The 21,558-nt window shown below is 46.6% G+C and carries 15 protein-coding genes; 3 read left to right on the forward strand and 12 right to left on the reverse strand.

Annotation, left to right across the window (positions count from 1 at the left end):
• Positions 1-5: 5 nt before the first annotated feature.
• The 5 genes from RBB45_RS17910 to RBB45_RS17930 form a co-directional block, all read right to left on the reverse strand.
• Positions 6-1,124 carry an anti-sigma factor domain-containing protein gene (locus tag RBB45_RS17910; RefSeq protein ID WP_306010047.1) on the reverse strand — a complete coding sequence of 373 codons (1,119 nt, stop codon included), beginning with the start codon at positions 1,122-1,124 and terminating at the stop codon, positions 6-8.
• Entirely contained in the window at positions 1,121-1,864 is a 744-nt protein-coding gene (gene sigI / locus RBB45_RS17915) for an RNA polymerase sigma factor SigI (RefSeq protein ID WP_009794239.1), read from the reverse strand. Before sigI ends, RBB45_RS17910 begins: the two co-directional genes overlap by 4 nt.
• A 212-nt stretch (positions 1,865-2,076) precedes the next feature.
• Positions 2,077-2,547: a hypothetical protein gene (locus tag RBB45_RS17920; RefSeq protein ID WP_009794238.1), complete on the reverse strand. Its 471-nt coding sequence runs from the start codon at positions 2,545-2,547 to the stop codon at positions 2,077-2,079.
• Positions 2,548-2,637: 90 nt separating this feature from the next.
• Positions 2,638-3,744, reverse strand: a complete 1,107-nt coding sequence (locus RBB45_RS17925; RefSeq protein WP_240683956.1) for an SDR family oxidoreductase — start codon at positions 3,742-3,744, stop codon at positions 2,638-2,640.
• Positions 3,745-3,895: 151 nt separating this feature from the next.
• Positions 3,896-7,168, reverse strand: a complete 3,273-nt coding sequence (locus RBB45_RS17930; protein WP_306010048.1) for an efflux RND transporter permease subunit — start codon at positions 7,166-7,168, stop codon at positions 3,896-3,898.
• Positions 7,169-7,954: 786 nt separating this feature from the next.
• Between RBB45_RS17930 and RBB45_RS17935 the strand changes: the two genes are divergently transcribed.
• Positions 7,955-8,710 (forward strand): AAA family ATPase, encoded by a 756-nt coding sequence (locus RBB45_RS17935; protein WP_306010049.1) that lies wholly within the window; start codon positions 7,955-7,957, stop codon positions 8,708-8,710.
• Between the two features lie 49 nt (positions 8,711-8,759).
• Here the strand turns inward: RBB45_RS17935 and nhaC are convergent, their stop codons facing one another.
• The 4 genes from nhaC to RBB45_RS17955 form a co-directional block, all read right to left on the reverse strand.
• Positions 8,760-10,148 carry a Na+/H+ antiporter NhaC gene (gene nhaC, locus RBB45_RS17940; protein ID WP_022543637.1) on the reverse strand — a complete coding sequence of 463 codons (1,389 nt, stop codon included), beginning with the start codon at positions 10,146-10,148 and terminating at the stop codon, positions 8,760-8,762.
• Between the two features lie 643 nt (positions 10,149-10,791).
• Positions 10,792-11,268: a GNAT family N-acetyltransferase gene (locus RBB45_RS17945; RefSeq protein WP_306010050.1), complete on the reverse strand. Its 477-nt coding sequence runs from the start codon at positions 11,266-11,268 to the stop codon at positions 10,792-10,794.
• Positions 11,268-12,191, reverse strand: a complete 924-nt coding sequence (locus RBB45_RS17950) for an EAL domain-containing protein (protein WP_306010051.1) — start codon at positions 12,189-12,191, stop codon at positions 11,268-11,270. The genes RBB45_RS17945 and RBB45_RS17950 overlap by 1 nt, the downstream gene beginning before the upstream one ends.
• Before the next feature lie 214 nt (positions 12,192-12,405).
• Positions 12,406-13,983 (reverse strand): peptide chain release factor 3, encoded by a 1,578-nt coding sequence (locus RBB45_RS17955; protein WP_009794230.1) that lies wholly within the window; start codon positions 13,981-13,983, stop codon positions 12,406-12,408.
• Positions 13,984-14,177: 194 nt separating this feature from the next.
• Here RBB45_RS17955 and RBB45_RS17960 point away from each other — a divergent pair, with 194 nt between their 5' ends.
• Both RBB45_RS17960 and RBB45_RS17965 read left to right on the forward strand, forming a co-directional pair.
• Entirely contained in the window at positions 14,178-15,059 is an 882-nt protein-coding gene (locus RBB45_RS17960; RefSeq protein WP_306010052.1) for a metal-dependent hydrolase, read from the forward strand.
• A gap of 331 nt (positions 15,060-15,390) precedes the next feature.
• Positions 15,391-16,608, forward strand: coding sequence for a NupC/NupG family nucleoside CNT transporter (locus RBB45_RS17965; protein ID WP_009794227.1), 1,218 nt, complete (start codon positions 15,391-15,393; stop codon positions 16,606-16,608).
• Positions 16,609-16,648: 40 nt separating this feature from the next.
• Here the strand turns inward: RBB45_RS17965 and treC are convergent, their stop codons facing one another.
• The 3 genes from treC to treP all read right to left on the reverse strand — a co-directional run bounded on the left by treC (position 16,649) and on the right by treP (position 21,539).
• Positions 16,649-18,334 (reverse strand): alpha,alpha-phosphotrehalase, encoded by a 1,686-nt coding sequence (treC, locus tag RBB45_RS17970; RefSeq protein WP_306010053.1) that lies wholly within the window; start codon positions 18,332-18,334, stop codon positions 16,649-16,651.
• Between the two features lie 37 nt (positions 18,335-18,371).
• A complete protein-coding gene (locus tag RBB45_RS17975; RefSeq protein ID WP_253616584.1) occupies positions 18,372-20,054 on the reverse strand; it encodes a glycoside hydrolase family 13 protein in 1,683 nt (560 codons plus the stop codon).
• Between the two features lie 81 nt (positions 20,055-20,135).
• Complete coding sequence (gene treP, locus RBB45_RS17980; RefSeq protein ID WP_101550791.1) at positions 20,136-21,539, reverse strand: PTS system trehalose-specific EIIBC component; 1,404 nt, start codon at positions 21,537-21,539, stop codon at positions 20,136-20,138.
• Positions 21,540-21,558 lie beyond the last annotated feature (19 nt).

Below are 21,558 nucleotides of genomic sequence, written 5' to 3' on the forward strand. Positions count from 1 at the left end.
TGCCTTCAGCCGGATTTTCCATTACTCCCTTTTTGCCCCTTATCATGTCCGTTATTGCCATTCCCATGTCCATCTTTGTCGGGCGGAGGGGAACCTTTTTTATTGCCACTATTCTCCGGCTTTTCGTGCTTTTCATGCTTGTCATGTTCCTGTTTTCTTTGTTCTTCCTTTTTTTGTTTGTCCCGCTCCTTGTTTTCGTCCTGCCTTTTTTCAGGCTTTGCTTTGCGGGCATCATCTTTCCTGTCTGCTCCCTTATTCTTTCCTTCCGGCTTGGAAACAGGACGTTTTGGAACGTGAGACGAAGGCTTTATATCGCCTGCCCCCTTCTTATCTTTCGCCTTATCGGCGCTCCCGCTATTCTGCTGCTCTTGTTTCCTTTTAATACTTTCAGCTTTCTCCCTTGCAGCTTCTTCTTTTTCCCGTTCCCTTTCCTCCAGCTGCTGCTTCCTTTCTATTTCCTCTTCTATAAATTTACCGGCAGTCAGCCCTTTTTCTTTGGCCTTCTCCCGTTCACCTTCAGTTGCTTCGACCACTTTGACTTCAAGATTTTCTGCTTCTGCAGTTTCTTTGATGCTTTCAACCTGACTGTTCAGCTTCTTGCTTTCAGTGGAATCCTTGCTGACTTCTTTCTTCAGTACAGAAGCGATAATCATTTCTTCGTGCTCTCTCAGATATCCCTGCTGCTGGGCCAGACTAAGGATCTTCCGTGTTACATAGCCGGCACTTTTTCCCTTCCAATCCTCCAAGAGACTGAGCAATTTCCTGCCCTCCTGATTATAAGATTGAAGCTCCACTACAGACAGTTCCTTGTCGACACCCAACTCGATGCTCGGGTTTACATCAATTGTCATATAGGCGTATACTTCGCTGTTGTTATTAAAAGGAATGACAAGAGATAGAACAAGAAGGCAGGCCATGGCGGCAGCGGCAATCAGTTTCTTTCTTGCCGCCAGGCGTGAAAAGAGTCCTTTCCCGTCTTTTTCTGCATTTTCAACAGGGTAGAAGTAGATTTCTTCCCCTATCTGATGATGTCCTTCTGTATTAAGGGCACGAAGAAATTCGCCTTCGGGAGTAAGCATCGTCATAAAACGTCCCTCAATTTCAAGGATGACCCCTTTTTTCACGTTTTCAGCACCCCTTTTATATACTCCTGTAAATACACATAATCTCCCATTAAAATAAGGGAAACAGCAATGATATACTTCCTGTTCCTTTCAATCGTTTTTCTGCTCACTGCTGCAGTGCCTTCCAGCTGCTTGATGGGAAGGCGCTTTTTTTCCTGCAAATAGGAAGCCAGCTCTTTGTCCCTGACAAGTGCCGATGCTATTTCCATCGCATTTTTCCGCGCATCTGCATGTTTTGGGGACTGATCTGCAATTTCAGCAAAAGTTAATCCATATTCTTTGAGAAGAGCTGTAAAGTGAATGATTTCATCCCGTCTAAGCTCTTGCTCTGTTTTTTTCACGAACTCTTCAATCGACAGCCTGTCTTCCACAAGACTGGCTGAAGCTTGTTCATCAGCACTTCCACTGCTGCCTTCAAAGCTGACATTCATATGCCTTGCCTGCTGCCTGATATAATCAATGACCCTTCGCTTGATTATGATTTCGGCAAATCCCAGGAGGGAACTGCCCTTCTCGGGACTGTATTTACGGACCGCTTCATCAAAGGCAATCAGCCCGATGCTGTACTCATCATCAGACTCATGGATATAGCGTCTGCAGACGGAGGATACGGTTTTTGCAATAAAAGGTTTGTATGACTCTATCAGTTCATTAAGCAGCCGGCTGTCGCCCTGCTGGATTTTTATTACGGTTTTTTCTAGTGTCTGTTTTTTCTTAGTGATGAATAAATAACCGAGCATATCCTCACCTCTCCACCAGCACATTATATCATATGCCAAATAACAGCCAGCAAGGGGAAGGATTGAAGAGAGAAATAAGGAATATTTTCACTGCTAACATAAAGCTTCGCCCGGAAAGAGGAGCTTTTGGGGGTGGTTTGGTGATTGCTCATGAACGGCGAAAACCTTTGCTGATTCAGCAAAGGTTTTTTATTGGCCCCCCTGTATGCATTTCACGCTGCTTTTCTTCGCAGGAACAATAGCAGGGCCCTTAGCGCAAAGCCCGCCACAAGCCCGGGAATAAGGAAAATCATCGGCAAAAAGACCGGGCCAAACAAGATGCCAAAAAGCTTGAGCCTCACCGAATACATAAGACCGACAGTTACAAAATAGGCTCCGAAGACAAAGGGGAGAAAAGACAATTCTTCCTGTGCAGGCATAGCTTCTTTATAAGCATCCCACATGGCAAACATATACAGACAAGGGTAAAACATCAGCCACTGATAATCAAGGACTGCAGCCGCCTTATCAATTTCCCACAGGAAACTGTGCATGATAGCCAGATTAAAGTTGCTGAAAACGTTGATGAGAACTTCAAGTGCCACAAAGAGAACACCTTTTACATAGTGACCCGTCAGCAGCTGGCTGAAACCGGGCAAAGCAATGCTCCAAAAAATGGCTTCTAGTTTTCCGACTTTTTTCATTCATTATCACCAGCTATATTTCTATAGTGGTATCATGCACCAAAGATCTCTCTTTTATCACAAATACCTGAACTTGCTTCAAAATGCCTGCTAGGAGTACAGCTTATGCACCTGGAAACGCGGATCAGATTTATGCAGCCTGTAAAAAGAAACCATCGACGGGATGCCTTCCTTCAGATCAGGGCAGCGAATTCCTGATCCCTCCAGATCGGTCTGTGCTATTGAACAATCAAAGCGTCCCTGCCAGGTAAAGTAGTCAAGCGCTTCCTGCTCCACACCAAGGTAATTCCTCAGCTTTTTGATGCGCAGCGCCCCTCTGGCAGCACTCAGAGGGAAGCTGCCAGCCGGTCTTTTCCCGCAAAGCTCCACCATCAGCATTTCGTACAGATCGGAAACTTGATATGGATTCGGATCTGTAAGGTGGTAGGTCTTATCCCTCCCAACAGCTGATGTCCCAAGGAATACGGCTGCTTTAATGATATAATCCACCGGCACCAGATTGATAAAAGCTTCCCCTTTCCCGAGCATGGGCAGGAATGGCAGCCTGCTCAGGCGGTCCATAAAATTCAGAATAAAATACGGCCCGTCGAACTTGATGGTTTCCCCTGTTACAGAATGCCCCTTTACAATCCCGGGCCTTAAGATGGTAATCGGTATTTCACCTTTAGCGTTTTCAACAATGACTTCGGCAAGATATTTTGTTTCTTCATAATGGTTTTTGAACCCGGGCGGCTCTGTCAGCTCATCCTCCATCAGCAGCCCATCCCTTTTTCCAGCCACATAGGCAGTACTGAAATAGACGTATCTTTCAAGCATCTCCAACGTTCCTGCAAATTCTGTTACATGCCTCGTCCCTTCAACATTTACCTTATAAGCAATATCCTCAGGCACCGCCAAATCATAAATGGCGGCCAGATGAAAAAGATGGGTGATGCTTTCCCTGAGGAATGCTAAGTCCTGCTGGCCGATACCAAGCCCAGCCCTGGTAATATCTCCAGTAATGATTGAAAAGCACTCGCGCCCTGCACCGGTCTCGCCGCAGATCTTCCTGATTTCATCCTTTGCGGCCGCTTCCATTTCCCACAGGCTTAAAACGCTGATATGTACATTCCCTTGCTCTTTAATAAGTACCTCCCTGACTAGCCGGGAGCATATAAAACCAGGAAACCCCGTGAAAAAATAATGCCTCTCCTTCATTGGACCGCCTCTTTCTATCATAGATTTACTCAAATTGTAACCGGTCATACCAGCTTCAAACAATATATTTCTGATAATTCAAATATCTAACCCCGCAAAAAAGCCTCTCTCCAAAGAGAAAGGCTTTTCAGCGTTATGGAGTTTTTAAAAATTATTTGTCCTTTTGATCCTGGTCCTGCTGTTTTCTTTCGTCATCTTTTACTGCCCTCAGCAAATCCTCAAGCATGGCAGCCATATCTTCGCGGCTGTAATTTTTATTGCTTTCTGCTGGAACCTTCGGAACGTCACTTTGCCCTTTTGGATCTTCGTACCTTTCTTCAAGGAGATAGGCAGGAATCAAGTGGCCGTCAGGTGTGGCATACATCTTGTTGAGCTTCCTTGTATCTTTATCAAAGAAGCTGTAGACGACAGGGATGACGAACAGCGTCAGGAAGGTGCTGCTGATCAGGCCGCCGATTACCGTGATGCCCATCGGCTGGTTAATCTCAGCCCCCTCGCCAATCCCCAGCGCAAGCGGGATCAGTCCGAGGATCGTCGTAAGTGCTGTCATGAGGATAGGTCTTGCCCTGTCTTTTACAGAAACGACAATGCTGTCATAGGTTTTCATGCCGCTTGCCTTTTTCTGATTGATATAGTCAACAATGACTATGGCATTATTGACCACTATGCCGGCAAGGACTATGATGCCGATGATGGCAGTCAGGCTGACAGGAGTGCGTGTCGCGGTCAATGCAATCGCTACGCCAATGACCATCAGCGGAACTGTGAACATAATGACGAACGGATATTTCAGTGATTCGAATTGGGCCGCCATCACCAGATAGATAAAGACAACCGCCAGGATGAATGCCAGGAGCATATCATCAATGGAAGATTCCAGGAGCTCCCGGTCACCGCCGAAGACAATTTCTGTTTCTTCCGGCAAATCCAGATCAGCAATCTCATCATCAACCAGATTAGAAATAGCCCCGAGGTTTGTTGAGGTCTTATATTTCAGGGTAAACTGGACAGCGTCCTGCTGGTTGATCCGCTGTATATTGACCGGCCCTTCGCCTCTTTCAATAGCCGCTACCTGGTCCAGGGTTGTATAGCTTCCATCAGGCTTACGCAGCAGGAGTTTTTTTAAATTATCAAGATTTTGGGTAACTTCAGGATCATATTCTACGAAAACGCCATAAATATTGGAGCTCTCATCAATGATCTGGGTTGCCTGGTTTCCTCGTGTCACATCATTGACAATCATGGCAACCTGGGCAGGCGCCAGCCCTGCTGCCCTTGCCTTTTCCCGGTCGACCGTGATTTGGATTTCTTCTACCGTATCCATCAGGTCTGTGGAAAGTTCGTTCACGTCATCAAGGTCTTTGAGTGAATTGTAAATTTTGTCTACCGATTCATTCAGCCGCTTTTCGTTTGTATCACGAACGCTGAACGAGAGAGTATTCGGCGCGGATCCTGCGGAAGACTGCAGATTGAATGAGACCTCTGCCGTGCTGTTGGCCTTCTCTGCCGCTCTCTCCAAGTCCCTCTTCACATCGTCGACAAATTCAAATGTAGAGCGGTCCCTCTCCTCCAGATCCTTCATTTTTACATAAAGCTCAGCCACATTCGGATTGCCGGAGCCTCTGAAAGAAGATTCCTGGGTTGTACCGATCAGGCTGACATATGTCTCAACATCGTCTTCTTCCTTCAGCTGCTCCTCAAGTGCAGCCATGACCTTTTCTGTTTCTGTAAGAGCTGAGCCATTTTCAAGATTGACCCTGACGCTGAAGAAACCTTCGTCCGAATTAGGAAGGAACTGTGTGCCGACCGTCGTGATCCCATATCCGCCTCCGGCGAGCAGGACCAGCATGATAATCAGGACAGCAAGCCTGTTGCGCAGAGCCCATTTGACAGAACGCTCAAGCCCCTTCATAATGGCCGACTCCTGGCGCTTTTCTTCCAGATTGGTTTTCGGCGCCTTCAGCAGCCTGCTGGCAAGCATCGGCACAACAGTCAAAGCAACGACAAGCGAAGCAAAAAGACTGAATGAAATGGTCAAAGCAAATTCAGTGAAAAGCTGGCCGATGATTCCTGTAATAAAAACGACAGGCAGGAACACTGCCACAGTGGTGAGGGTGGAGGCTGTAATTGCAGCACCTACTTCTCCTGCACCGTCTCTTGCCGCTTCTTTTGGATCTTTCCCCATCGATAGATGCCTGTAGATATTCTCAATCACAACGATTGAGTTATCAACGAGCATTCCGATCCCCAGCGCCAATCCGCCAAGGGTCATGATATTTAGGGTGAAATTTGAAAAGTACATCAGCACGAATGTGAAGATAACAGAATACGGGATGGCAATCCCGATGATCAGCGGGCTTTTGACATTTTTCAAAAAGAAAAACAGAACAAGCATCGCGAACAGGCCGCCTAAGAGAAGGGAAGTTGAGATATTACCGATCGCCTGCTGGATATAATCTCCCTGATCAAACAGAATATCAGACTCAATCCCCTCATATTGATCTTTTTCAAGCAGTTCGTCGAGCTGGCTGATGAACTCCTTCGACACCTCTGCAGTGTTTGAATCAGACTGCTGCAGGACGCTTAAGAGGACGGAAGGCTCCTGATTCGTCCTTGTTATCGTACGGTCGTCCTGGTTGACAAGCTGGACACTGGCCACATCCTGAAGGAGAACTTCATTTCCATTGGACGGATTTGCGGCTACCACAAGTTTTTTTAAGATATCAACTGAATCAATGCTGCTGATTACCCTGGTAGTCAGCTCCTTGCCGCCTGTTAAAATCGTATCCCCCGGAAGGGAAATATCGTTTGCCTGAATGGTATCTACGATATCAGACTGGCTGAGCCGGTATTCCCTCAGCTTGTCCTGGTCCAGTTCAACCCTTACTTCCTTAATACTGGTGCCGGAAAGGTTGACGCTGGCCACACCGTCTACCTTTGTGAGCTCCAGCTCCAGCTGTTCGGCAATGCTCCTTAATGATTCCTCATCGCTGTCAGAGCTCAAAGAAAGCTGGATGATCGGAAACTGGGAAGGATCAAATTTCAGGAAGCGCGGTTTATCTACATCGTCCGGCAGCGGAGTCTGATCCAGCCGCTGGATGATTTCCGACTGCACTTCGTCAATATCAGTCGTCCAGGAAAATTCCAGGAGTACAAGATTGGCGCTTTCCTGTGACGTTGCGGTCATTGTTTTTAAACCAGGAAGTGTAGCAAGACTCTGCTCCAAAGGTTTTGTCACCTTTTCAGATACCTCTTCCGGGCTTGCTCCCTGATAATTGGTCACTACAACACCGACAGGCGGATTTATGTCCGGTATCAGTTTCAAAGGAATGTTCAAAAGGGACACCACCCCTAAAACGAGAACCAGAGCCATCGTAACAAGTGTAAAAATCGGCCTTCGGATCGAAAAATTGCTTATCTTCACTTATGCTGCTCCTTTCGTCTGCAGAGCCGGACACGGGCCGGCATTCAATATTGTGCAATAGTTTAACTATATAAGAGGGAAAAACGGGATGCAAGTATGGAGGAGCCTGTGAATATGTTGCCTCCACATAGGCTGTGTGACTGCCATTTTTCACGCCTGGTTATGTATCCAGATGCCCGGCGGGATACATGTCTTCTTCTTTTCTCAGCCGTGTTATGTATCCCGGATGCCCGGCGGGATACATGACTTCTTCTTTTCTCAGCCGTGTTATGTATCCCGGATGCCCGGCGGGATACATGAATTCTCTTTTCTCAGCCGTGTTATGTATCCCGGATGCCCGGTGGGATACATGAATTCTCTTTTCTCAGCCGTGTTATGTATCCCGGATGCCTGTCGGGATACATGCCTTCTCTTTTCTCAGCTGTGTTATGTATCCGAGATGCTTGGTGGGATACATGACTTTACTTTTTTCCGCCTGGCTATGTATCCCGGATGCCCGGTGGGATACATGACTTCTCTTTTCTCAGCCGAGTTATGTATCCCGGATGCTTGTTGGGATACATGACTTCTCTTTTCTCAGCCTGGTTATGTATCCCGGATGCCCGGCGGGATACATGACTTCTTCTTTTCTCAGCCGTGTTTTGTAACCGAGAAACCCTTTAGGATACATCTTTACCTTTTTCAAAGTCGAACCCTGTACCAGGGTTCAGCTAACGACATCGGGGATGTATGTTGGTTCTCCCAAAAATGTTATGATAAAAAAAAGAGAATGGATTGGAGGCTTAGATGATGGAATTTGATAATGGCCATTATTTTAAAAGCATTATACTCAGAAGAAATGATATTCCTTCATATTCCAGATATCCCTTTAGCCTTCCTGCCGTGAAAAACCTTGACAACCTGCCCCTTCATCCTGATGTAACCTTTATAGTCGGCGAGAATGGGATGGGAAAGTCCACTCTCCTGGAAGCTATTGCAATCGCAGCAGGCTTTAATCCGGAAGGAGGGTCGCTTAATTTCAGTTTTTCTACACATAACTCCCATTCGGAGCTCGAGCAGTACATCAGGCTTTCAAGGGGATCGGAGCGTCCTGAGGATGGTTTTTTTCTAAGAGCCGAGAGCTTTTACAATGTGGCTTCTTATATTGATGATCTTGATAAGGAATCTCCCGGTATTCCTTTGATCGAATCTTTCGGAGGGACTTCCCTTCATGAACAGTCGCACGGCGAGGCCTTTTTTGCCACCTTTCTGAATCGCTTCCGCGGAAAAGGGATTTATATTCTTGACGAGCCTGAAGCAGCCCTGTCTCCGCTCAGGCAGCTTTCGATGGTTTCGCGCATCCACGAACTGGCCAAAGACCGTTCTCAATTCATCATCGCAACCCACTCCCCCATCATCATGTCGTATCCTTCTGCCAAAATTATTGAGCTGACAGAAGAAGGGGTCCAGGAGGTCCGGCTTGAGGATACCGGCCACTTTCAATTTATGAAGCAGTTTTTTGAAAACCGGGAGAGGATGCTGCACCATTTGCTGGAAGAATGAAAAGGGAAAAAGTAAGAGGAGCGGCGATTGCCGCTCCTCTTGTTTTAAATCATTTGCCTGAAGCTTTCGTGATAGTTAACCCTGTCCATCCAAACAGCAAAGTGATGATTGGCGATAGCAGACAGAAAAAGGCGAAGGGCATATATTCGGCAGTCGGCACATTCAGCACCCCTGTCAGGAATACCCCGCAAACACTCCAGGGAACAAGGGGATTGATGACTGTCCCTGCATCCTCAAGGACTCTGGAAAGATTCTTCAGATGCAGCCCGGCCTTTTTATAAGACTCTGTGAATGCATTTCCGGTGAGCAGGATGGACAGATACTGTTCGCCAAGGAGGAAGTTGATTCCGATGGCTGATGCAGCTGTGGCACTTATAAGCGCAGGTGCCTTTACAATCAGTCCTTTGATGCCTTCAAGAAGTGCCGGCAATATGCCGAGCTTGAATAGCAGTCCGCCCATTGAGAGGGCAAGGAGGACCAGTGATACCGAAAACAGCATGCTTTCAATTCCGCCCCTAGTCAGCAGCGAGTCGAGCTCCTCCATCCCGGTATTCGACTTGTAGCCGGAGTACAGTATATTCACCATGTCACTGAAACTGAAGCTTCCCTGAATAAATGGAGCCAGGATCAAGGCGGACAATGTACTGGCAGACAGGGTGAGAATAGCTGGAACCTTACTCACAGCCAGGACAGCGAGCACTGCAAAAGGGATTATAGACTGCCAGCTGACGAGATTAAGCTCCTCAAGGCTATTCTTGATTGCAGCGATTTTTCGGAAATCGGTCTCTGCTGCTGCCGGCGAAATGATAGCAAAGAGAATAATGGATATGACAAATGCCGGGATGGTCGTCCATGCCATATTTTTAATATGGTCAAACAGATCTACTTTTACTGTCATAGAAGCGAGATTGGTTGTATCTGATAAAGGTGACATTTTGTCTCCGAAGAACGCCCCTGATATAACGGCGCCTGCAGCAGCTGCTGTGCTAAGGTCGAGTGCAGCAGCCGCGCTGACAAAGGCCGCTCCAAGCGTTGCCGCTGTCGTCAGCGAGCTGCCGATGCTGATTCCGATGACTGCTGTCACCGCAAAGGCAATGGCAAAAAAATACTTCCCGCTTACTGCCGATAGCGCCAAATGGATAAAAGTCGGAATCGTACCGCTGGCCATCCAGCTGCTGATAAGCATTCCGATAAAAAAGAAGATAAACACAGCGCCCAATCCTGACCTTGCACCCTCAGCCATACCTTCCTCCAAATCTTTCATCCGAACCTTTTTTAAAAGTCCGTATATGAGCAGGGCAATGATTGCCCCTATAATCGGCACATGGGGAACCGCCCCTGCGCCTATAATTGAGAAACTGATTACTCCGAGCAAAAGCAGGGATATTACCACAGCCTCCGCTGTACTGATTTTGATAACCGCTTGATCCTGATGCATGGTACTTCCTCCTGTTGTATGACTGGCTCCGGTCGGCAGAAATTCATTATTGCGCTGAAGACAGCACAAAAAGCCCTCTCGCCGGCTAGGGACGGAGGAGCTCCGCGGTACCACCCTAATTGAAAGGCACATCGGCCTTCCCTCTCTTCACACATAATGCCTTTGAATCGATAGCTGTACTTCAAATCGGCGCCGCCCGGGCTTTCACCAGCCGCCCAGTCTCTATTTGCTGCATTCGGCGATTCTACTATTGTCTATCCGGCAAAACTATTATACTTAAACGCTTTTTAGCGTTAAAGCGTCTATTTGTAATACTACTATAATCTCAATCAGAAATTTTGTCAAATTTTCTTTTAGAAGCATGAGGCGGGGGAAGAAGTTGCTAATATAATTTGGGAGTTGCTAATATATCCAGAAAGTTGCTAGTATAATTGAAAACTTGCTAATAAAAGGAAAAAGTTGCTAATATCCCGGAAAAGTTGCTAACAACCGAAAATTCATGCTGTCACAGCCCGCCAAAGCAGCCCCCTTCTTCAACAAATTCCGTCAGTATGAGCACAAACCTCCCAAATAATCCGGATCAGCAGCAGACATGATCGTTACCATAAAAAAAAGGCCCTGAATCCCCAGGACCTGCCGCAAATCAAATTTCTTTTTCCAGAATCAGTTCATCCCTGAGCGGAATCCCGTCAATACCAAACACAGGAATCTCCGGTTTAATTTTTCGGGCTTCTTCCACGGCGTTCCGAAGCACCTTCATTAACTGATATCCCCTTTTCTGATAAAATCTCAAAGCATTCAAATTATCGTTGGTTGTTATCAGCACCATTTTGCTGATGCCTTTTTGTTTTGCGTCAGCTTCAGCAGCTTTCAGAAGTCCTGATCCGATCCCCTGTCCTTCCATGCCGGCATCCAGGGAGATGATTTCCCTACCCTCCGCACTGTCTGCAAAAGTAATAAGGCCAATGATATTATAAGCACTGTCTATGGCTGCGAACCCGGGGAGCTCATCACAATGATAGATGCCAGTGGAAATAACCATCTGAGGACTTCCCCAATTTTCCTGGAAAAAGGCTGCTGCCTTTTCTTTATCAAGCTGATCTGCGGGGATGATCCTCATTATGAATTCACCTGCAATGCGGACTCTATTTCCTTTGCAGGGCGCCCAATATAATAGCCCTGTCCAAGATCGGCGCCAATCGATCTGCAGAACTCCAGCTCTTCTTTCCTCTCGATTCCTTCTGCAAGGACAATGATACCAAGACCGTCTGCAATATTCATGACCTTGGACAGAAATTGCTGGCTTTCAGGCCTTTGGTCGCAGCGGTCGATGAAGCTTCTGTCTATTTTCAAATAGTCGGGCTGGAGTGCTTCAAGCATTTCGAGGGTTGAAAATCCGGCCCCGACATCATCGAGCGCCACTTTCATGCCTCTTTTTTTGTATGTATTCAACACCTTTTTTAAATGGTCAATATCACTGATTTTCTCAGTCTCCACTACTTCAAAAACAAGATCTGCCGGATTGATTTCATATTTCTCGACAATCTGGAATGTGTGCTGAAGACAGAAATCCGGATTGTAAATTGTAGAAGGAAGGAAATTGATAAAGCTCTTGATTCCCGGCGGGATGATATTTTTTCTTGCTTTGATTGCGGCTTCCCTCGCCTTTTGGTCAAGCATGGACATCAGGCCAGTTTCCTCGGCTGTCTTGAAAAGGATGCCAGGCGGTATTTGCTTGCTCCCTGCCGTTCTCAGCAAGGATTCATAGCCATAAATCCTGTCTCCCTCTTTCAGGTTTATAATCGGCTGCTGATAGCTGTGAAACTCACCATGCTGGATGGTATGGACCATTTCCCGATGGCTGACCCTGGAGAATAGTTCAGATGCATTCAGGAGCTGGGCAGGCTTAGTGCCATATTGTGAAATGCCCGCTTTTAATTTTTTGGCGCTATCCCCCAGTTGCCTGCATATGGCTTCAAGCTTCGTTTCAAGTTCATCAAGGCTTTGATAAGGAGCTTTGATCCAGCTCTCCTGTTTTTGCACGCCATTAACATTCTGGTGAAAGAGGAAGCCCTCTTCTGCCAGCTGGAAAGGCAGGCCGCACTGTGCGCATAGGTGTCGAATAACAGATCCCTTCTTCCTCGTCTTTTTACCTATTTTAGCAAACTATTACAGTTTCGTCATATAATACGCTAGTCTCTTATACCCAGTAATAATGTAAAAAAACGATTCCAGCACAGGAATCGTTTTTTTTACATTATTGCTCCATATCCATCGGATTGTAAAGTTTTACATCCGGGTTTTTGTCCTGGAACCATCTCAGGGCAAAGTCATTTTCAAATAAGAACACTTTTTTGTCATATCGGTCTGTAACCAGAAGGCTCCGTGAACTGGAAAGACTCTCGTCCACATCTCCCTCAATCCATCGGGCAATCTTGCTTCCCTGCCCTTCCATCCTGACTTCCGCATTGTACTCATTTTTCATGCGGTGCTCAAAGACCTCGAATTGGAGCTGGCCGACTGCACCAAGAAGGTATTCATCTGTTTTAACTGTCTTGTACAGCTGAATGGCACCCTCCTGGACGAGCTGCTGGATCCCTTTGTGGAAGTGCTTCTGCTTCATCACATTCTTTGCAGTGACTCTTACAAACAGCTCAGGTGTGAACTGAGGCAGCTTTTCATATTGAAACTTGTTTTTTCCCACTGTCAAGGTATCGCCTATTTGGTACAGGCCCGGATCATACAATCCGATTATATCCCCGCTCACTGCCTCATCGACCGTACTGCGGTCATCTGCCATAAATTGTGTCGACTGGCTCAGCTTCAGCTGCTTGCCTGTACGAGGGATATTGATGGTCATCCCGCGCTCGAATTTGCCGGAGCAGATCCTGAGGAATGCTATCCGGTCACGGTGGGCAGGATTCATGTTTGCCTGGATCTTGAAGATAAAGCCTGAGAAATCCTCTGATAGCGGATCAATCTTACCTTCAGTGGAGTTGCGGGCCTGCGGAGACGGCGCAAAGTCCAGATAAGATTCAAGGAAGGTCTGTACACCGAAATTGGCCAGGGCGCTGCCGAAGAATACAGGCGTCAGCGTTCCATTTGCCACCTTCTCACGTGAAAATTCATTTCCTGCTTCATTCAGGAGCATGATTTCCTCAAGCGTCTGGTCGTAAAGGGAAGACTGCTTCATTGGGTGGTCCCCATCAATTTCACCATCTGCATTCAGGTCAAGGAAACGCTCAGACTCATCTACACGGAACTGTTCGATCCGGTTATGATGGCGGTCGTAGATACCGAGGAATTCCTTGCCCATCCCGATCGGCCAATTCATCGGATATGATTCGATTTCCATTACTTCTTCCAGCTCTGCAAGAAGCTCCAAAGGACTTTTCCCCTGGCGGTCAAGCTTGTTCATGAATGTAAAGATTGGTATGCCCCTCATCCGGCAGACTTTGAATAGTTTCAATGTCTGGGCTTCTATACCTTTGGCCGAATCAATGATCATGACGGCGCTGTCCACAGCCGTTAAGGTGCGGTATGTGTCTTCACTGAAATCCTGGTGCCCAGGAGTGTCCAGGATATTTACCCGGGCATCTTTATAGTCAAATTGCATCACACTTGATGTAACGGAGATGCCGCGCTGCTTTTCGATTTCCATCCAGTCGCTTGTGGCAAATTTGCCGGTTTTCTTTCCTTTAACGGTACCGGCATCGCGTATCGCTCCGCCAAACAGGAGCAGTTTTTCTGTTAACGTAGTCTTTCCGGCATCCGGGTGGGAAATGATCGCAAACGTGCGCCGTGAAAGAACTTCATCTGAAAAATTGTTAGACATGTTGTATTCCTCTCTTAATTAACTTCGTTTATTATCATAACATCTATCTTATCTTCCTGCAGGAAAGTTTGCAATCTGGGAAATCAACTTCCAGCATTCAGAATGGCTCTTCTGAACAAATTTTGCTACGATTTATTGAAAAGCACAAGCTGCCAGGCTGGACTGCAGACAGCCGGGACAGAAACGGGGGAAAAATGGATACCATTACACATACATTATTCGGGCTTGCCCTTTATGCTTCAGTTGATAAAAGCAGGCTTGAGAAAAAAGAAAAGGCCGCCTATTTGACAGCTGCTGTTGCGGCGAGCCAAATACCTGATATCGATGTGATTTCACAGCTATGGGATACACAGGGACTTTATCAGATGTGGCACAGGGGCATCACTCATTCTGTTTTCCTTACGCCGCTTTGGGCACTGCTGATTTACATGGCATGCCGCTGGATTTTCAAGGTAAAAGATCCCAAACTCTTTTTCCTGAGCTGGATAGCCGTCTTTATACATGATACGAGTGACCTGTTCAATGCATGGGGAACCGGTTATCTTGAGCCGTTTTCTGACAGAAGGATCACGTTCGGAACCATCCCGATTGTCGATCTTGTCTTCTGGGCAATCATCCTTACGGCTTTTCTCCTCTCTGTCCGGAAAAGAAAAAAATGGAGGAAGCATATTTATTTCAGGGCGGCATGGGTGCTGATGCTCCTTCATCTGGCCAGCCAAAGCATTCAGGGATATATACTTTATGAGGAATACAGCAGCCAGGACAGCGAGGTTGCACTTTCAGCCGATTTTGTGCCATGGCAGTTTACCGTTATCACCAAAAATGGCACGGAAGTCTCTCTTTATAAAGATGGATTATTTACCAGCAGGGAAAAGACTTATAGCCTTGTGTCTGCAGAGGATGCAGATATGGACAGGCTTTTCCAAGAAAACCCGAAAGCAAAGACTCTTTACGAATGGTCTCCATTTGTTGTGATAGTAGATGATGACGAACAGCTGGGGCTTTACGATCCCCGATTCTACATCAATGGCCAATCCTTCTTATTCGAAGCGATAAAAAAAGAAGCAGGGCAATAAAGAACAAAAGCGCAAGCGCCTTGATCACTTTAAGGAACGAAGACTAAGAACGCCGCGTCCTGTTGCAACATCTGCATGACCAGCTTCCTGGGGGCCTCAAGACGAACCTCCCGGAAAGGCGTTCTTTGCCTTTTTGGGAGGTTTGGCTTGTGACCTCGGCGCAGCTGCTGGACGTTGATCAAGAATTGATAGTTATCCACAAGACTTACCATTTATAATTTCGTTAACAACGAAAAAGTATGGGCAGAGAAAATAGAGCCCATACTTTTTTTAATGTCGGGCAAAATAGCACTAATTGGATTCGTCTATTAACATAGAATGGAGTGCTATTATGAATTTCATCTGGGGAATTGCCGGAATACTGACCGTACTGGTCATCGCTTTGCTGCTTTCCAACAACAGGCGGGCAATCAATCCGCGTACAATCCTGGGAGGCCTTGCCATTCAGATCCTGTTTGCATTTGCGGTCCTCAAATGGGAAGCCGGACGCAAGGCACTTAACTGGCTGACTATGGGAGTCAACAGCATCATCAATTATGCCAATGAAGGCATTAACTTTCTATTTGGCGGCCTCTTTGCAGAAGGATCAGGCGTTACATATGTTTTCGCTTTTCAAGTATTGCCGATTGTTATTTTTTTCTCCGCCCTTATATCGGTCCTGTATTACTTGAAGATCATGCAGTTCATCATTAAAATCCTTGGCGGGGGATTATCCTGGCTTCTCGGCACCCGAAAGGCAGAATCCATGTCAGCAGCGGCAAATATTTTTGTAGGCCAGACAGAGGCGCCTCTCGTTATCCGCCCCTATATTGGCCAAATGACAAACTCTGAGCTGTTTGCCGTCATGACAGGAGGGCTCGCTTCTGTAGCAGGCTCAGTTCTTGTCGGCTATTCACTTTTGGGCGTACCGCTTGAATACCTTCTCGCAGCGAGCTTTATGGCTGCTCCGGCAGGGCTGATCATGGCTAAGATCATTTTTCCAGAAACAGAGAAGAAGGAGGAGCCAAAAGAATTGGAAATGGAAAATGACAGCGATTCGACGAATGTTATTGATGCAGCCGCAAAAGGTGCCAGTGTCGGCCTGCAGCTGGCTCTCAATATCGGTGCCATGCTTCTTGCGTTCATCGCACTCGTTGCACTGCTGAATGGTTTGCTTGGCTGGATCGGCAGCTGGTTCGGATTTGGGGAACTGACGCTTCAGCTCATTCTCGGCTATATCTTCTCCCCTCTTGCTTTTGCCATAGGAGTTCCATGGGCTGAGGCTGTGGAGGCAGGAAACTTTATCGGTCAAAAGCTGATCCTGAATGAATTTGTTGCTTATTCCTCCTTCGCTCCGGAAATTCCGGAGCTTACGGACAAGACCGTTGCCATCATCAGCTTTGCTCTCTGCGGTTTTGCCAATATCTCATCCCTTGCCATCCTTCTTGGCGGCCTGGGCAATCTTGCCCCAAACCGGAGGGCCGATATCGCCCGGCTTGGGATAAGATCCGTCATCGCAGGAGCGCTTGCATCGCTCCTCAGCGCTGCTATTGCAGGGATGCTCTTTTAATCCTATAAGGAAAAAGACAGGCCGGCAGCCTGTCTTTTTCTTATTTAGTCAAATGGAAAATGATCGATTCATATGGCCTTAATGTGATTTCCCTGATGTCGGAGGGTCCATCACCATAATTTGAAAGCAGCAGCTCTGCTGTATATTCATCAGCTATTTTCCTGTCAGGAAGTGTAAAGGCTGTCTCACTTCCATAGAAATTGTTAAGTACAAGGAGTTTTTCGTCCCTGCCATTCCGGAGGTACGCAAAAATTTCAGGATGGTCCTCCAGCAGCAGCTCATAATTCCCGTAAGTGATAATATCATATTCTTTGCGGAGGCCGATCAGCTTTTTATAATGATGGAAAATGGAATCAGGATCTTTTACCGCTTTTTCGGCGTTGATCTCCTGGTAATTGCCGGCAATGCCGATCCATGGAGTTCCATCCGTAAAGCCTGCATTTCTGCTGTCATTCCATTGGACAGGCGTCCTTGAGTTATCCCTCGATTTACTTTGGAGTATTTTAAGGATTTCTTCCTCAGGCACTCCTTCTTTTCTTTTAATTTCAAAGATATTCAAGGATTCTACATCCCGGTATTGGCTGATATTTTCAAAATAAGGATTGGTCATCCCAAACTCTTCGCCCTGATAGATATAAGGGGTTCCTTGCATCATATGAATGACAGATGCAAGCATCTTGGCTGATTTATTGTGATATTCCCCATCATCTCCGTACCTTGATACAACACGGGGCTGATCATGGTTGCACCAGAACAGGGCATTCCAGCCGCCGCCTTTGTTCATCTCCACCTGCCATTTGGAGAGGATATTCTTCAGAGCAGAAAAATCGAAGTCTGCAAGCGCCCACTTCTCTCCGCCGGGATAATCTACCTTCAAGTGATGAAAATTGAAGGTCATGCTGAGCTCTTCCCGTTCCGGATTCGAATATTTCACGCAATGATCGATGCTCGTAGAAGACATTTCCCCTACAGTCATGCTGTCATGCTTTGAAAACACCTCGCGGTTCATTTCATGCATGTATTCATGGACTCGCGGCCCATCTGTATAGAACTTCCTGCCGTCCCCGGGCGGGAGCGATCCGTCGTCATCCGGGAACCGCTGATCTTTGGATATCAAGTTGATGACATCAAGGCGGAAGCCGTCCACTCCTTTGTCAAACCAGAAGTCCATCATATCGTACACTTCCTGGCGGAGCTTTTCATTTTCCCAATTCAGATCTGCCTGGGTTACATCGAACAGATGGAGATAGTACTGCCCTGTCTCCTCATCGAACTCCCACGCATTGCCGCCAAACTTGGATTCCCAGTTCGTCGGGGCGCTTCCATCCTCTTTAGGCTCCTTCCAGATATAAAAATCCCTGTAAGGATTATCTCTTGATTTCTTTGCTTCCTTGAACCAGTGATGATCTGTTGAGGTATGGTTTACAACGATATCCATGATGACTTTGATACCTCTGCTGTGCGCTTCGTTTAGCAGTGAATCAAACTCCTCCATAGTCCCGTATTCCTCGTGGATGCTGAAATAATCACTGATATCATAGCCGTTATCCCGCTGTGGAGACCGGTAGATCGGCGTAAGCCAGATAACATCAATGCCAAGCTCTTTTAAGTAATCCAGCTTTTCAATAATGCCCTGCAGGTCACCCACGCCGCTGCCGGTTGTATCATTGAAGCTTTTCGGATAAATTTGATATACTGTCGCTTTCTTCCACCAAGGTTGTTTCATCTTCGCCACCTGCCATTTTATTTTTCGTTTAGTCTGCTTATTTTTCGCCAATCAAGACAATCGCCTCATAAGGCTTAAGCTGCTGAGGCACTATGTCTTCCCTGCCTTCACTGCCATAGTTACCTGTCAGCCAGGAATATTTGATCTCTTTAAGCTCTTCAGGCAATGCCAGTTTCCGTGTATTTCCATAAAAATTACACAGCACTACAAGCACCTGACTGCCCAGGGTACGTGTGTATGCAAAAATCGCCGGATCTTCTTCCAATATCAGTTCATATTTTCCGTAGACTATAATGTCATGCTCTTTTCTGAGCCTGATCAGGTCCTGATAATAATAAAAGATGGAATTCTTATCTTCCAGGGCTTCCGCCGCATTTATATCACTGAAGTTCGGGTTAATGCCAATCCATGGAGTACCGGTTGTAAAACCGGCATTTTCCGAAGAATTCCATTGCATAGGGGTTCTGGCGTTGTCCCTTCCTTTTGCGTATATGCTTTCCATCGCTTTCCCTGCCGGCACTCCCGCTTCTGTCGATTCACGGAAATAATTAAGGGTTTCAATGTCCCGGTAATCTCCTATACCCGGAAATTCAACATTTGTCATCCCGATTTCTTCGCCCTGATACACATACGGGGTGCCCTTCATCATATGGAGCAGGGTAGCCAGCATCTTCGCCGATTCTTTGCGGTATTCCCCATCATTGCCGAATCTTGAAACAGATCTCGGCTGGTCATGGTTATTGAAATATAAAGAATTCCAGCCCGTTTCTTCAAGCTCGGTCTGCCATTTTGTCAGGCTTTTCTTCAGGTCTGAAAGGTCTAGCGGTTTAAGATCCCACTTTCCGCCCGGACCATTGTCGAGGCTTACATGCTCAAATTGGAATACCATATTCAGTTCATTCCTGTCTTCCCCTGTATAATCACGGGCCATTTCGGGCTTGACCCCAGGCATCTCTCCGACAGTCATAACATCATAATGCGAAAGGACTTTTTCGTTCATTTCCTGAAGATACTCATGGATTCTTGGCCCATTTCTATAATATTTGCTTCCTGATGCATATTTCTTGCCGGGTTTCACTTCATCATCCGGGAGGCCATCCTCCTTTGAGATGAAATTGATCACATCCATCCTGAAGCCATCAATCCCTTTATCGAGCCACCACTGCATCATATCATATACTTCCTGCCTCAGAGCCGGATTCTCCCAGTTCAAATCAGGCTGCTTCTTTGAGAACAAATGGAGGAAGTATTCTCCGGAGTTTTCGTCATATTCCCATGCAGATCCGCCGAAATTGGAACCCCAATTGTTCGGCTCCCTGCCGTTTTCCCCTTTGCGCCAAATATAATAATCCCTGTAAGGAGTTTCTTTGGATTTCTTCGCTTCTATGAACCAGGCATGCTCATCAGAGCTGTGGTTGACGACAAGGTCCATGATCAGCTTCATATCGCGGAGGTGCAACTCACTGAGCAGCTCTTCCCAATCATCCATGGTCCCGAACTCGTCCATGATATTTTTATAATCACTAATATCATAGCCATTATCATCATTGGGTGATTGATAAACAGGCGACAGCCAGATGACATCTATTCCCAGTTTTTTAAGATAGTCCAGCTTGGAAATGATGCCCTGCAGATCGCCTATGCCATCACCATTGCTGTCCATGAAGCTCCTCGGATATATCTGGTAAACAGTGCTTTCTTTCCACCATTGCCCTTTCATTTTAAAACCTCCCATTATTTCTCAGTACGTTATGTAAATAGCGATACCATGGATAGGCTTTTATCCATGGTACCAGAATAATCATTCAGCTTTTCTGAATTTGCCGAACAGGAATGTCAGCACAAACGGCACAACCAGCACGATCGCCATCCCGATAAAGAAGGACCCCCAGTTTTCGGATAAGATTGAGAAGAAGGCAGGCAGTCCGCCGACTCCGATCGATGGAGCAATGACCCCTTTAATGGTAATGAACATGCCGCCCAGGGCAGAGCCGATGACCGCTGCGATGAACGGATATTTGAAGCGCAGGTTCACACCGAACATGGCTGGCTCTGTAACTCCGAGGAAAGCTGAAAGTGAAGAAGTTGCAGCAAGTCCCTTTACTTTTTCATTTTTATTTAAGAAGAACATCGCAAGCGATGCTGAACCTTGAGCAATATTTGATAATGCCACCATCGGCCAGAGGAATGTTCCGCCGATTGATCCGATCAGCTGCAGATCGACAGCCAGGAATGTATGGTGCATCCCTGTAATAACGAGCGGTGCATAAAGGCCGCCGTAAATCAATCCTCCAAGAGCAGGAACCGCATCAAAAATGGATACAACACCGTCAGTGATCCAGCCTCCAATCGTAAACGTAACAGGCCCGATCGCAATGAAAGACAGAAAGCCTGTGATCAGCAGCGCAATCGGCGCGACTGTCAGCAGCTGGATTGAATCCGGAATCCTCTTTCTTAAAAATATCTCAATCCTTGCCAAAACATAGGACGCAGCCAGTACAGGCAGCACCTGACCCTGATAGCCGACTTTCTCTATCTCCAGTCCAAACAGATTCCATACAGGAACCTTATCAGTAGAACCATAACCCCAAGCATTAAGCAAGTCGGGGTGGACAAGCATCAGGCCGAGCACCATGCCAAGAAGCGGACTTCCGCCGAAACGATTGACCGCACTCCATCCAATCAGCCCCGGCAGGAATACAAACGCGGTATTGGCTATCATATTGATGATATTAGCGAGATCAGCCCATCCTGGATGAACGTCTATGAATGATTTGCCTGTATAAAAGATATCAGGCGCTGTCATGATATTGTTGATTCCCATCAGCAGGCCGGCTGTAACAATAGCCGGAAGAATAGGAATGAAAATGTCGGCCAGCGTTTTGATTGCTCTTTGAAGCGGATTCATTTTTTCAGAAGCAGCTGCTTTCACTTCTTCTTTTGACACTTCACCGATTCCTGTAGCCGCTGCCATTTCCTTGTATACCTTATCAACAAGGCCTTGGCCGATGACCACCTGGAATTGGCCGTTTGTAGAAAATGATCCTTTAACACTATCTATATTTTCCAATGCTTCTTTATCAACTTTGCTTTCATCCTTCAAAGCAAACCGCAGACGGGTTACGCAGTGCGTAGCTGCTGCAATATTTTCTTTTCCGCCAACTGCTTCTACAATACGCTCGGCAGATTCTCTGTAATTGCTCATGCTTTTCTCCTCCTGTTAC

Source organism: Bacillus sp. MMSF_3328, from assembly GCF_030733525.1.
Taxonomy (GTDB): Bacteria; Bacillota; Bacilli; order Bacillales; family Cytobacillaceae; genus Bacillus_AB; species Bacillus_AB infantis.